The 14,352-nt window shown below is 32.9% G+C and carries 7 protein-coding genes and 6 pseudogenes; 2 read left to right on the forward strand and 11 right to left on the reverse strand.

What is annotated here, in order from left to right:
• Positions 1 to 751: pseudogene (locus tag U881_RS13810) on the reverse strand (variable large family protein); the annotation flags it as partial.
• 176 nt (positions 752 to 927) lie between these two features.
• Between U881_RS13810 and U881_RS11740 the strand changes: the two are divergent.
• Positions 928 to 1,565, forward strand: a pseudogene (locus U881_RS11740) (variable large family protein); the annotation flags it as partial.
• Positions 1,566 to 1,831: 266 nt separating this feature from the next.
• On the opposite strand, the pseudogene U881_RS10245 reads toward U881_RS11740, so the two are convergent.
• The 9 genes and pseudogenes from U881_RS10245 to U881_RS13125 all read right to left on the reverse strand — a co-directional run bounded on the left by U881_RS10245 (position 1,832) and on the right by U881_RS13125 (position 10,270).
• Positions 1,832 to 2,883: pseudogene (locus U881_RS10245) on the reverse strand (variable large family protein).
• Between the two features lie 305 nt (positions 2,884 to 3,188).
• Positions 3,189 to 4,259: a variable large family protein gene (locus U881_RS0100505; RefSeq protein WP_235048104.1), complete on the reverse strand. Its 1,071-nt coding sequence runs from the start codon at positions 4,257 to 4,259 to the stop codon at positions 3,189 to 3,191.
• A 578-nt stretch (positions 4,260 to 4,837) separates the two neighbouring features.
• Positions 4,838 to 5,083, reverse strand: a pseudogene (locus U881_RS0100515) (variable large family protein); the annotation flags it as partial.
• Between the two features lie 277 nt (positions 5,084 to 5,360).
• The gene (locus tag U881_RS0100520) at positions 5,361 to 6,431 is read right to left on the reverse strand and encodes a variable large family protein (protein ID WP_038363033.1); all 1,071 of its coding nucleotides are present in this window, start codon (positions 6,429 to 6,431) and stop codon (positions 5,361 to 5,363) included.
• Positions 6,432 to 6,987: 556 nt separating this feature from the next.
• Positions 6,988 to 7,979: pseudogene (locus U881_RS10250) on the reverse strand (variable large family protein).
• A 353-nt stretch (positions 7,980 to 8,332) separates the two neighbouring features.
• A pseudogene (locus U881_RS10255) lies at positions 8,333 to 9,118 on the reverse strand (variable large family protein); the annotation flags it as partial.
• 50 nt (positions 9,119 to 9,168) lie between these two features.
• Positions 9,169 to 9,444, reverse strand: coding sequence for a hypothetical protein (locus tag U881_RS13640; protein ID WP_407637294.1), 276 nt, complete (start codon positions 9,442 to 9,444; stop codon positions 9,169 to 9,171).
• A gap of 363 nt (positions 9,445 to 9,807) precedes the next feature.
• Positions 9,808 to 10,104 (reverse strand): hypothetical protein, encoded by a 297-nt coding sequence (locus U881_RS13120; RefSeq protein WP_024652928.1) that lies wholly within the window; start codon positions 10,102 to 10,104, stop codon positions 9,808 to 9,810.
• Positions 10,085 to 10,270, reverse strand: a complete 186-nt coding sequence (locus U881_RS13125) for a hypothetical protein (RefSeq protein ID WP_235048103.1) — start codon at positions 10,268 to 10,270, stop codon at positions 10,085 to 10,087. Before U881_RS13125 ends, U881_RS13120 begins: the two co-directional genes overlap by 20 nt.
• An 863-nt stretch (positions 10,271 to 11,133) precedes the next feature.
• Here U881_RS13125 and U881_RS11375 point away from each other — a divergent pair.
• Positions 11,134 to 13,017 (forward strand): plasmid maintenance protein, encoded by a 1,884-nt coding sequence (locus U881_RS11375; RefSeq protein WP_024652930.1) that lies wholly within the window; start codon positions 11,134 to 11,136, stop codon positions 13,015 to 13,017.
• Between the two features lie 612 nt (positions 13,018 to 13,629).
• Here the strand turns inward: U881_RS11375 and U881_RS13130 are convergent.
• Positions 13,630 to 14,352 (reverse strand): hypothetical protein (locus U881_RS13130; protein ID WP_024652931.1); only part of this gene is annotated, 723 nt, incomplete at its 5' end.

Raw genomic sequence — 14,352 nt, forward strand, 5'->3', positions numbered from 1 at the left:
TGCCATTAGTTCTTGCAGTAGAACCATCTGAAGCTTTTTTATCATCTCCCGATTCATCACTTCCCAAACCTTTAAGTGACACATCTACTATTGACTTAATTCCCTTTATTAAATTCGTAACATTCCCAGCAGCACCAGCGTTATTCTGAGCAGCAACATTACCAATTAGTTCATCACCATCAGTACCAATAGCCTCACTAGCAGTTTTAGCTCCATCAATAACCTTATCAAGAACTTCACTAACTAATTTCTTTACTGCACTCTCTACTCCCGCCGCATTCGGATTCCCTTCTTTCTTCATATCACCCACAATTTTCTCAAGCTTATCCTTTACCCCTTGCACAGTATCCTGCACTGCCTTAAAATATTTCCCAACATCCGACTTCTTAGAATTAACATTTAACCCCAATACTATAGCCTTAGCACCTGCAATTATTTTACTAAGTACATATTCAATTAGTGTTTTTAATGCAGTTTCTACTTCCGTAGCATTCGGATTCCCTTCACTTTTCATGTAAGCAACAATTTTTTCAGGCTTATCCTTTGTCCCTTGCACAGTATCTTGCACTGTCTTAAAATAATATTTCCCTCACATCCCCGATTTCTTACTCTCCAAATTCAATCCCAATACACTCCCAACCATTTCACCAAAAGACGTGAAAACACTGATAAATTCATTTTTCAAGCTCACCAAAAACTGCAAAAATCTATTCTTTCCTTTACCTTCTTCCAGCATTCCATTATTACATCCACAACCAACATCACCATACCGATTCCAATAATTCCTCTAATTCCTCTCATCTTCCCTATATCATCTCTCTCTTCCCTTCCTTTCTTATTTTGCTAATTCACCTTTTTCTTTTCAAAGATTACTCGGTACTTCCAAAACCTAGATCAACAGAAAAATCAAAATAAATAAATAAATAAATAAATAAATTAGTTAGTAACATTCTTGATAAGATGATGGAGGGAGCAAAGACTGCTAGTGATGCTAATGACTTAATTGGTAATGTTGCTGCTGGTAACACTCAATGCGTTTATAGTGATGTTGAGGATCTGGTAAAGGGAATTAAGAATATTGTAGATGTTGTACTTGGTGAAAAAGAAGGAGATGCTGAAGCTGGTGATAATAAAAAAGCTTGAGGCTCTTGGTGCACGAAAATATAATGGAGCATGTAAATTATTTGATGGTACTATTGGAGCTGCTAATGATGATAGAAAAGCAGTAGCCGATGCATGAAAAGCAGTTGGAGCCGTAACTGGAGCTGATATCTTGAGAGCTATTGTTAAAGTTAATATGGAACTATAGCAGGAAGGTATAGCGTTAAGAGCGATGGCAAAAGATGGTAAGTTTTACTAATGGTAGTTCTGGTGGTAGTGATGTTGATACTGCAATTAAAGGAACAGCTGTGGGTGTGCGAGTTGTTAAAGCATTAGATACATTAACTATTGCGATAAGAAGAATAATTGATGGAGGACTTAAGGGAATTAAGGGAGTAATGAAAATCAATGTTAATGATACTCCTGTAAGTTCTGATAGTAAGATTCCTGAATCTAAAAATTAATAATTAGGATTAATAAGAAATAAATGACTAAGAAATAAAGTCATTTAAATAAAACACTTTTCTCTTTATGGAAGCGAATTGTTTTACTTTTTAGCGTTTTAGTATTTTTGATTGAACATTGGTTATTTGTTCATTTAACAAGTTGATTTCAATTTATGTATTATTCACTGCACTCCCAACTCCAACAGCATTAGGATTCCCTTCTATTCTTATATCAGCAACAATTCGCTATTGAATTTGAAAACTGCTCCCTAATCACTCCATTATTACATCCCATCATCACCATAACTATCCATATTATCATCAGGTTGAGTATTACCAAAATCTGAAGCATTAATACCAGGAATCTCAGAATATTTTATTCCCTTAACTGCTTCTCTTATCTTATAGAGATTGCTACTTACCGTTCTCCCAATTATTACATCAAGTATTCCTAGTACCTTATTAACTGCACTTATTCCTGTTGCTTTAGCTGCATCAGCTTCATTATTAGCAGTACTAAACTTACCAGATCTAGTCATAGCCTTTAATACAACAGCTACTGCTAAATCGGCATTAGTAGCTGCTTTAGCACCATTAGCAACATTACCACCAGTAGCTAATGTACCAGCATCATAACTGGTATTAGCAACAAGTTGAGCAGTATTGGTTTTAGAATCTTTTATCTTATCAATCATTACCCATGGGTTTGCTTTAGCAACTTTAGCAGCTAACCTTGCAGTAGCTCCAGCACCAACACCCACATTGTGTGCCAATATAGCAGGAGCTGAAGTATTAGCAGCAGCAGCCACTTCACCACCAGCATTTCCTTTTTCAATCTTTACTCCAGATTTCTCAGCTACATCAATGATATTTCTAATTTCTGCAATCACCACATCAACATTATCCTTATTAGAAGCAACAGCAGCAGCATTATCAGCAATTTCAACAATTTCAGCACTATCATTAGTTACACCAGCTAATTTAGTTATAGCTCCAATTAGTTTATCAAAAATTTTATCCGATACTGCAATTGCATCCTCAACAACTTTAATTGTACTCCCATAAACATTCTTAGCCACCGATATATTACCTTCTAGCTCTTTTAATTTATTCTTAATTGTCATAAATCCATCACCTATTTCCTTAAAATGTTCTCCAACCTTACTTTTCTTATCTCCCGATTTAACAACATTAAATCCCAAGCATTCCCAAAAACGCCAAAAATCTCCTAAAATCCTTGCCCGATCTTAACCAAAGAATCTAAAAAACTATTCTTCTCCTTTAATCTCTCTTTCTCCACTATCAACCCACTATTACATCCCATCATCAATACCATATTTTTCTTAATAAAACCCCACTTATCCTTTTTCTTTCTCCCATTACTCTTCCTTATCCCTTCTTTCTTCCCTTTCCTTTTTTTTAACTCGTTTATTTATTTATTTCATTTTTTTCCCTCCTTATTTCTCTTTTCAAGCTTAGGTCAAAAGAAAAAATGAAATAAAAATGAATAAACGAACATTAATTCACCTTATTCTTAGTAGTTGCTCACTATAAGCTACTAAAACACAAAAAGGAAAACAACTCTCCTACATATAGAAAAAAGTGTTTTCCTTGCTTGTCTTTATTATTTAGTTTGACAATTTATTTAATAGCAGTAGATTGAGTAGTACCAGCTTCATTAGCATCAGTTCCAGTAATTTCAAAGTATTGTATTCCCTTTATAGCTCCTCTTACTTTATCTAACTTGCTACTTACTGTTTTCCTAATGATTAAATCAAGTATGCCTAGTACCTTATTTACTGCACTTACTGCTGCTCCTTTGACTGCTTCAGTATCTTGTGCTGCTACACTAAATTTACCACTCCTAGTAATGGCTTTGAGAGCTACGGCAGCTGCTAAATCCGCATTAGTAGCTGCACCAGCACCATTATTGTCAGCAGAGGCTGTACCAACAGCTAATGCTCCAGCATCTTTATTATTACCAGCAAGTTGAGCATTGTCAGCCTTAGCATTTTTTATCTTATCTATCATTGCCCATGGATCTGCTTTCAATACTTCAGCTACTAGCTTATCACCAGCTCCCTGACTAGCAGTACCTCCAAGTACCGCAGGAGCATTAGCTTGAGCACCAGCAGCAACATTACCACCAGCATTTCCAGGCTTGATTCCTACCTCAGACTTCTTTGCTACCTCAATAATTGCATTCACACTCTCAATTACTGCAGTAACACTATCTTTATCAGCAGCTACTGCAGCACCAGTACTATTATGACCAATCTCAGTACTACCAGCAGCACTAGCCAGTTTAGTTAAAGCAGCAATTAGTTGCTCAAAAATATCACTTGCCCCTTTAATTGCATCCTCAACAACTTTAATTGTACCCTCTTCAGCATTCTTAGCCTCAGATATTTTACTTGATAGCTCATCTAACTTATTCTTAGTTGTTGTAAGTCCATCTCCGATCTTCTTAAAATGTTCTCCCACTTTGCTTCTATTATCTTCAGGTTTAACCACATTAAATCCTAACACATCACCAACAACATTCCCAAAAACGCCAAAAATCTCCTGAAATCCTTGCCCGATCTTAACCAAAGAATCTAAAAAACTATTCTTCTTCTCTAATCTCTCTTTCTCCGATACTAACCCACTATTACATCCCATAACTCCCAAAATCATCATAATAATCAAACTTCTCTTGAAAATATTATTCATCTTCCCTATTCCCCCACGCATCTCTTCTCCCCTTCTTATTTCTCTAATTCCACTCATCATAATTTTCCCTCCTTAATCAACTCTTTATTCCCCCCAATCTTTAAATCCTCTTATTTAAAGCTCCCTTCTCTTCCCTTTCCTCTCTAGCTCATCTAAATAAGACCTTCTACATAATCTCATCTAAATAAGCTCTCCTCACTAATCTCATCTTCCTTCTAAAAAAAGTTACTCAGAATACATACTTCCTTCTCTTCTTTTTCTTCTTTTATCATTCCTTTCTTCTCTTTTTATAAGTTCCCTTCTCTCCTTTATTGAGTCTCTTTTATCTTTTTTATTGAGTCTCTTCTTCTCTTTTCTATCAACTTTACTCCAACAGAAAAAACGCAATCAAAATGAATAAATAAAAAATGAATGAAATTCACACATGATAAATGAATGCTTAATAAAAATACAAAGAAAATATATTAAATCACTTAATTTAACAAGAAAACATCTTCCCTATATGACTTCACAAAGAATAAGATAAGCGTTTCCTTCAAATAACTTTTTTTAGTATTAATTTTTTTATTGATAATTATTTACTGTTGTACACTAGCTGCTGCTTCTGCTACCTTATATTCCTGTTTAACCTCAGCTAATGACTCATTTATCTTTTTCAATCCACTATAAACAGTATTTCTTATTGCTATTATTAATGTACTGAGTGTCTTATTTACTGCATTTGCTACTGCACCATTTACTGCATGAACAGAATCAGCTTCATTTTGCTTAGCAGTAAATTTACCATCCTTCGCCATTGCTCTTAGAGCTAATGATGTGATGATGGTAGGAATGATGGGACGTAATAATGGGTTATATTATGGTTATCCACCAGATACTGCTTTTACACGATTGATTAAATTGCTCACCAAGAAATTTACAAACTAATTTCTTATAATTTTCTGATGTATTAGTAAATTCTGGATTTCCCTCATTACTCTTTAACAGCACTCCAAATTTAAATTCTTAATTTTCTTTACAATAAAATAGAAGGCAACCTAGACACATCTATAAACTTGCCTTCTATTCTCATTCCTAAATAATCTAAAACTATCTGCCTTATTACTTCTTACTTGGCTCTGACGCTGATACCTGTGAATCTCTTGCATTATCTATTTTTTGTTTCACTATTCCAAGAACATTTTTTACTGTCTTTTTAATTATTTCTTCTAATGCTACTAATAATTTATTTGCTGCAGTTACTCCTACTCCTTGTATTTCTTTTTCTCCTCCCTTTGCATTATTAGCCGCTCCTGATGCTAATTTACCAGCCTTCACCAATGAACGTAAAGCTATCCCTCCTGATACTGCTGCCGCTTTAGCATTAGCTTCACCTGCTAAGTGATCTGCTTGACCTCCTTTTGCAAAAGAAATTGCACTTGTATCTGCCTGTGCAGCCGCCCCTAGTGCTACATCCCCTTCTCCTGATGCAACTATTGATGCTAATATCTCCTCACCACTTACAGTTGCTAATATTGCTGCTGCTTTACCTGCATCATCTGCTCCTGGATTATTATTTGTAGATAATATCTTAGCTCCATCTTTATTATCTACTCCAGTTACATTTAATGTTGCAACCCCTAAAGTTGGTTTTTTTACACCTACATCTGTTGCTATACCCACTATTCCCTTTAACGCATCAAACATTTCTTTCAACTGAGGCCCATCTGGTGCTGTTCCTACACCTTGAGCATTATGTGCATAACCGACTACATTAGAATCCCCTACTTGCCCTAAAGATTCTAAATGTCCTTTTAATGTACTTAAAACTTTCTTAGATGCATCAACTGCATCTTTAATTGTCTTATTTAATACACCATCTTTATCAACATCTGCCATTGCTTTTTCTGCCACTTGTTCTAATTCTATTGATGCTTCCTCAATCTTCTCACCCAGACTGTTAAAATACTTCCCTACATCTTCCTTCTTTGTATCTACTTTAGCTGTAAATCCTAATATATCTGCCATTAAACCCAAAAATGAATAAAAAACATTCTCTGCACTTCTTCCGACCTCAATCAACACCTCATTTAAATTTTTCCCTTTCCCTTCTGGTTTCTCTACTTGTTGTCCACATCCCATCACTCCCAAAATCATAATAATAATCAAACTTCTCTTGATAATCTTCTTCATCTTCCCTATACCCACTCTCTTATAATAATTAACGTTTATTTCTCTAATTCCACTCATCATATTTTTCCCTCCTTAATCAACTCTTTAATTCCCCCCAATCTTTAAATCCTCTTATTTAAAGCTCCCTTCTCTTCCCTTTCCTCACTAAGCTCATCTAAATAAGACCTTCTAAAGAATCTCATCTAAATAAGCTCTCCTAAATAAGCTCTCCTTCCTTCTAAAAAAAGTTACTCAGAATACATACTTCCTTCTCTTCTTTTTAACTTCTCTTTTTTTTCTTCTTTTATCATTCCTTTCTTCTCTTTTTATGAGTCTCTTTTATCTTTTTTATTGAGTCTCTTCTTCTCTTTTCTATAACTTTACTCCAACAGAAAAAATGAAATAAAAATTAATGAAATATAAATTGAAATTCAACCGTTAAAAGAACAAATAAAAAATGTTTAATAAAACATAATAAAATATCAAAAAGCAAAACAACTCTCCTACACAAAGAAAAAAGTGTTTCCCCTATTTCGACCTTATTATTTGGTTTATTTATTGCTTATTATTTATGTATTCATTCAGTAACAGTGGGTTGAATAATACCATCTTCCGGAACATTAATTCCAGTAGTCTCAGAGTATTTTATTCCATTAACAGCTTCTTTAATTTTATCAAGTTCAAGATTTACTACTTTCCTAAAGATTACATGCAATACTCCTAGTACCTTATTTACTGCACTTGCGGCTGCTGCCTTCACTGCACCATCTTCATTAGCAGCAGGTTGAGTAAACTTACCACCCTTAGTCACAACAGCTGCTGCTAAATCTGCATTAGTAGCCGGGCCTTAGCACCATTAGCATTTGGAGCTCCAGTAGCTAATTGTCCAGTAATTATTATCATTGGCAGCAACAAAGCCAACAGTAGTAGCATTTTTAATCTCATCAATCATTGCCCATGGATCAGCTTTGGCCACTTCAAAAGCCAATTTAGGACCAGAATTAGCATAAGCCTGAGAGCATTACCACCAAGCGCATCAGGCGCAGCACCGGCAACATTATTTACAGAATTACCAGCAGTTCCAGCATTTATCTTCACACCAACGTTATTAGCAATCTCAATTAGCTCTTTCACTCCTTCAATAACAGCATCAACACTAACTTTGTCAGCAGCAATATCACCACCAGCAGAATTAGCATCACCAATGCCAGTATCACCAACAACCCCAGCAAGCTATTAATTTTGCAAAAATTACGCTAGAACCTTGAATAACAGAATTAACACCAGTAATATCAAAATGAAAAGTAAAAACCACTTTTTTTGAAAATTCGTTTAATTTATCCTTAATTCCTTGTAATCCATCTCCAAGATTTTGAAAATATTCCTTTACCTTAATTCTCTTATCATCAAATTTAATAGCATTAATTCCTAATGGTATTTCCAACAGCACTTCCAAAACTACTAAAAATCTCCTGAAACCCTTGACCGATCTTAACTAAAGAATCTAAAAACTATTCCCCTTCTCTAATCCCTCTTTCTCTCCGCTAACAACCCACTATTACATCCCATAACCATAACCAAACTAATTATAATAAGTCCTTCTAATTCCTCTCATCTTCCTTCAGAACAATAGAAAAACAATTCTCCTTAATATATAGAAAATGTCTTCCTTATGCCCTAGCCTCAGATATGCTTCTATCAAAAATTACAGGAATATTATCATCATTAATTCTCATTACCTATTCAACTTACTTAAATTGCAAGCATATTATTTTTTAATAAATAACAGACATTGGAATAAATTAGTCACATGATGTCTACTTCTCATTGTTCATTTAACGCAAAAGAAGACAAACTAAACACATCTTTAAGCTTGTCTTCCACTTTTCCCTGTAAAAATCTAATTCTAACTATTGGTCATATTATTGACTTGCTACTTTCAAAGTGCTTGTTCTATCTATTGCATCCTTCACTTTTTCAAGTGTCCTCTTTACTGTCTTTTTAATTATTTCTTCTACTGCTAGAAATAACTTGTTTACTGCTGTTATTCCCACTGATTGTACTGCTTTGTCATCGTTACCAGAATGAAAAGCTAACTTACCATCTTTAACTAAAGAACGCAACACTATTCCTCCACTAACTGCACCTGCTAGCGCTGTATCTTGCGCTAAATGATCTGCTTGATTTCCACCTTTAGCAAACTTTAATTGCACCTGTTGTACCACTTACAGCCGAATTTATTGTTCCAGTTGCATCTTCCTCAACTGACTCTTAACAATCGCTGCTAATATTTCTTCTCCACTCACTGCAGATACTATTGCTGTTGCTTTATCTCCCACAGTTGCTCCAGCAGCACCTACTGTTAAGACCTTGGCTCCATCTTTTGAAGATGATACTCCTATTGATTGTTGGGCCAAAGTTAACTTGCTTTCTTTTAATTTTTCAACACCTACTCCTTCAGCTACATCCACTATGCCTTTTAATGAATTATGTACCTTCTTTAATTCAGCTTCATTTGCTGCCACTCCGTTTTGGCTAGTTGTTACATTAACCACCTTATTAGCATCACCTATATCCTTTAAAGAATCTAAATGTCCTTTCAATACACCTAAAACTTCCTTGGCTGAATCAACTGCAATTCTAATTGGATTGTCCAATGCATTGCTTTTATTATCACCTCCTGTTGATTTTTTTGCTACTTCTCCTAATTCGTTTGATGCATCTCCAAGTTTCTTACCTAGATTACTAAAATATTTTCCTACTTTATCCCGAGTTGTATCTTTAGTCCCAAAATATCAAAAACTAACTCCAAAAAAGCATAAAAGACATTTTCAGCACTCCTCCCAACTTCCATCATTGCCCCACTTATCCCACTTCCAACGCCATTCTCTTTCCCTGGTTCCTGTTCTTGTTGTCCACATCCCACAATTCCCAAAATCATAATAATAAGCAAACTTCTCTTGATAATCTTCTTAATCTTCCCAATACCTCCTCTCATTTCTTCTTTCGTTTTTACTTCTCTAATTCCTCTCATCTTCTTTTTCCCTCCCTCCTGGCCTATTAAAAAAAGATCTCAAAATATAATAAGTGGATTTTAACAAAAAAGCTAGGAGTCAATTTTAAGTTCTAGTACTACTTGATAGAATACCAATTGGTAAAATTATAAAAGCTAATTCAAATATTCATCCCTTTAATGAAACAAAACCTTATTTTCTGTTTTTGAATTTTCAAGTCCTCTCAAATAATCTTTCTTCATAGTCTTATATGTATAGTCCAAATTTTAATGCTTATTATATTCGATCATTATTATTCTTTATCTTAACATCAACACTAATTATTTCACTCTCTATTATCCCTTCTTTATCAGAAAGTAATTTACGAATACCTTTCTTCTTGCTCACTCTGACTTTTTTTTAACACTCAAAACAGCATCCCTAATAGTATCCTCAAACATCAGACTAAAAAAAATTTCAAAACTCATCCACGAACTCATAGACTGAATTACAAATTCTATCACTAACAACAAAAATATTGAAACTTTTTCTAAGTACACAAACACTGAAGCTTTTATAACACCATCAACTACACACTCTCTGAACAAATACAGAAAACACAATAACATTGAAGATGGTACCATTATAATAACTATTGTAAATGGTAATGTTAAATACAAGTTACAATGGTTTGCCAACATTATAACTTACAATCCCTCTATAAGAATGCAATACATTAAAGAAAAATAAAAACAAAGCAAACATGATTAACCAAATGTTACGAATAAAAAATTCAACACCAAATCTCCAAGAATCTATAATACTAAATTCAACATTCATACCTTGTTTATCATATTTACTCATCATCAAAAACCTTTCTACAATTATGTTACTATATTATAAGAAACAATAAAGTACCTTCTATAACTTTGTGATGACAATAATCAACATAGAAAATCAACATGGAAGGATAATAACTTTCGTTAAGTGATTATCCTTCCATGAAATTACAACACACCTCAATATTTTCCTAATATCACAAATACTTGCACTACAAAATATAACACAACAAGTTCAGAAATAAACGCCAAAGATAAAATAACAATCCTTAAATCCCAATCTACTCTTAATCAAAGTCAACTTAGATTAGGTCTAGCATAAATCAATACTCAATTCATCTACCTTAACATCAAATTTGACCACCCCTAAACCACAAGTTAGTATTTAGTATATTCTTTTCATCAAGACTAACCTAAACTGAATCTATTTTTTCATCAAACTTAGTCCTAATATCAACTGTCCCTTCACCAACATTAATTTTGAGCATAATCACCCTATCATAAGTTATACACAATTCTATCTCAAAAAAGAACATAGTAACTGATACTCTACATACCAAACGTCAAACTATAACAATCTCTCTTCAAATCTCTCCAGATTTAAATGAACTCTTAACTATTAATTCATCAATTACTAGTTCCTTTACTTCAACACCCATCTTTAAATCCCAATTAACTCTTTATACCCTATCTAATTATAAAACAACATAAAAACTGCACGAGACCAGCACCTGAATTACTATACTTATACAATTTTTATAAGATATATCAAGCAAAAATTATATAAAAAAAATCACCTCGACACGACTAGTCAAAAGTGAAATTTTTATATACAATAAAAAAAATAATCCAAAGAAAACAAAAATCCAACCTTTGGATTAAAAGGTAATTATGAATATAATAACAAAAGATGAAAAATTTTTCAAATCAACCGGCACAAAAAGCCAAATTAAATCAATACTAAAAGATCTTGTAGACTTAAACAAATACAAAACATCACCTGAGATAACAAATATCCCCATATCTCAAGTCAGATTACAAATAATCAAAACATTCAAACGATATAAGAGAATGCTTAAGATCTATTGGACAATAGACACTAAAAATAAAGATTACAAAAAATCAAGCGGCATTGAAGAATACTCAGCTAGCGATGTACAAAATATGGTAAGTAAACTATTAGAAAACGATGGATATAAAAAGGTATGTAAACGAACTATTGAAAGAGATATCCAAATTCTAAATAAAGTAGGATTGATTAAATCCAAAATCAGAAGGCTTGGCGTTGGCAATGGAAGCATTTCCCACTATATACAAAACATGGAATTTGCACACAAACACAAAGAAATAATTTTAGAATTTCTAAAAGAACGTCTGAAAGAAAATCTAAAAAATAGAAGAATCGTCAGCGATTTTCACCAAGATATAGAAGATACAATGCAGCATTGGCATACAAACTCTAAAAAAAATGAAAAACCCCAAACAGATGAAAGTCAATTTAATTTAAATGAACATAATGAACAGAAAGATAATATCGTAATGTCGCATGTGCAAGATCCGCATGTAATTAATAAAGCTAAAATAAGCTATATAAAAGAAAAGAATTCTAAAGAGAATTCAGAAATGCTCTTAAAAAAAGCTGATTTTTATGAAAAAAAGAAAAGTAAGTGCAAAATAACAAGAAAAGATGTTGAGACAAGACTGCTATCTGACTACAAAATCAGCGAAAAGTATGTGAAGCAAATAAAAGAGATGAGCAACAACGACTCGACATACATAAATGCGCTGTTAAATCTGGAGCAAGCAATAACTGATTATGGAATTGAATACAGTCTTGAAGACGTTTTGGAACACTTTTTAAAGCAATTTGTGAATAGGTACAAACACAAAGTGTGGATGATGATGAAAAGAGAAGATGGAATAATAAACGATTATGAAATCATTTGGGAAGGCCGATTTAGAGATTGGTACCCTAATAAATACAAAAAGCGATTCGTTGAAAAAACAGTTTATGGCGAGAACATATGTGTTGGAAAAAAATTCTTAGAAAAAAAAGGGAAAAAAACAAAGAAAAATTTGCGCATTTATGCAACAGAAAAGGCAGGAAAGAAAGGAACAGAAGCGAAAGTAAAGAGAACGAATCTAGAAAAAAAAGAGAAACGCAGGTTAGAATTACTGAGAAGAGAAGAATATTTACAGAGGTTGTTTAAACAGGAAGCCAAAGAGAGAAAAGAGAGGCTTAGGAGGGCAGAAGAGGAGCGAGCCCATTTAAAGAACCGTGCAAAAGAAAGTATGTTAGTGACTTTGAAGAAAAACATAGGCGATAACGTGCAATTAAACGAAACAGACAGCTTCTTGAACAAAACGCCCCCAAACATTTTGTCTGAGTCATTGTCAAACGAGGATATTGAATGTAAGGATGATTGTATAGTGAGTACAACAGAAAATGGAATACCTCTTTCTGAAACGAAGGAAAGGGTGGTGGTGTTTAGTGAAGCTGAAGAAAGACAAATTTGTGCAAAAAACCGTTCTTTAGATATCATTATTTCTGATACATTAAAGCAAGGTATAACGGACAATACTGGTGTGAATATAATAGACGATGTATCAAATAATTTTGCCCCTGACATTTCATACAGATTATTGCCTAAGATGGATATTGAATTTGAAACTAATTATTCAGGATTTAAGACAAGTAAGGGATTGTCTGTATCTAGTTTGGGGATTGTAGTTTCAGAAGAAGGGAATAAAATTATAAAAGAAAAGGAGACGTGATATGAGATTTTATTTGCGATATTTAGCGAAAAGACTACACATTAAGCGAGAAGTGAGATAGGCTTTGTAAAGCCTATATGAGCGAAGAGGTGCTGGAAAAACAATAGTTAAATTTTCAGTATTTAGTCCTGAGGATTTTGGCTATGAGTATGTTTATGCATATCTTAAGGAGTGAGTTGCAAAGAAATATAGAGATAATCTTGATATAACAATTAATCAAGTAGATGGAGATTATTATTGTGAAACTAAAATAGGTTTTATGATGAATAGTCTTTTGGATAGATTGCAGCAAGACTATAAGGAGATTTTCTTAGTAATTTAGAAAAAAAGATTTAAGGTTGATATATAGAAATCTGAGGGTGATTTACCATTGGATAGTGTTGAATCTAGTGTTGATTTGTCATTAGAGGGGGATGAATTTAAAGGCACTTTATTCTTTTTAGAAGAAAAAATTTAGCAAGGATAACAACAAACTAAGTGAGTTAAAGGTTCTAAAAAGGTGAAGCCAGTAATTTTGTAGAGTTATGATGTTATTTTAATTTATGTGAATTACTATTTCTGTAATTTTAGACTATAGAATTAGTAATTTATATTTTGTCCAAAATTTCTGCTTTACTTAAATATCAGTGTTAACAAAATTCCTATACATATGGTAATAATAGTTCCAAGCATCCATTTATGTAATCTTAGTGTATTTGTGAATTCTATTTTATTGGTATCAATTTTATTATCAAGTTCATTAAACTTAGTATCAATCTTAACATTTAGGTTGTTTTCAATGGTATTAATCTTATTATCAAGTTCATTAAATTTAGTATCAATCTTAACATTTAGGTTGTTTTCAATGGTATTAATCTTATTATCAAGTTCATTAAATTTAGTATCAATCTTAACATTTAGGTTGTTTTCAATGGTATTAATCTTATTATCAAGTTCATTAAATTTAGTATCAATCTTAACATTTAGGTTGTTTTCAATGGTATTAATCTTATTATCAAGTTCATTAAATTTAGTATCAATCTTAACATTTAAGTTATGTTCAACGGCATCAATTTTATTATCAAGGTCTTTGATATCCGACTTTAATTCATTTTTAGTATTATCAATTTTTTTATCAAGTTCATTAAATTTAGTATCAATCTTAACATTTAAGTTATGTTCAACGGCATCAATTTTATTATCAAGGTCTTTAATATCCGATTTTAATTCACTTTTGGTATTATCAATCCTATTATCAAGTTCGGTCTTAGCAGCTATAATTTCGCCTTTTAATACTTTTTCTAGCATTTCGAGTTTAATATCGAAGTTTTCTTTGAGATATTCGATATCTTTGTG

This window comes from Borrelia persica No12 (assembly GCF_000500045.1).
GTDB lineage: Bacteria > Spirochaetota > Spirochaetia > Borreliales > Borreliaceae > Borrelia > Borrelia persica.

Excerpts from the sequence above, each read along its gene's own strand:
- U881_RS0100505 (WP_235048104.1), bottom strand. The coding sequence starts at position 4,259 with ATGAATAATATTTTCAAGAGAAGTTTGATTATTATGATGATTTTGGGA.
- U881_RS0100520 (WP_038363033.1), bottom strand. The coding sequence starts at position 6,431 with ATGAAGAAGATTATCAAGAGAAGTTTGATTATTATTATGATTTTGGGA.
- U881_RS13640 (WP_407637294.1), bottom strand. The coding sequence starts at position 9,444 with ATGAGAGGAATTAGAGAAGTAAAAACGAAAGAAGAAATGAGAGGAGGT.
- U881_RS13125 (WP_235048103.1), bottom strand. The coding sequence starts at position 10,270 with ATGATGAGTAAATATGATAAACAAGGTATGAATGTTGAATTTAGTATT.
- U881_RS11375 (WP_024652930.1), top strand. The coding sequence starts at position 11,134 with ATGAATATAATAACAAAAGATGAAAAATTTTTCAAATCAACCGGCACA.
- U881_RS13120 (WP_024652928.1), bottom strand. The coding sequence starts at position 10,104 with ATGTTGGCAAACCATTGTAACTTGTATTTAACATTACCATTTACAATA.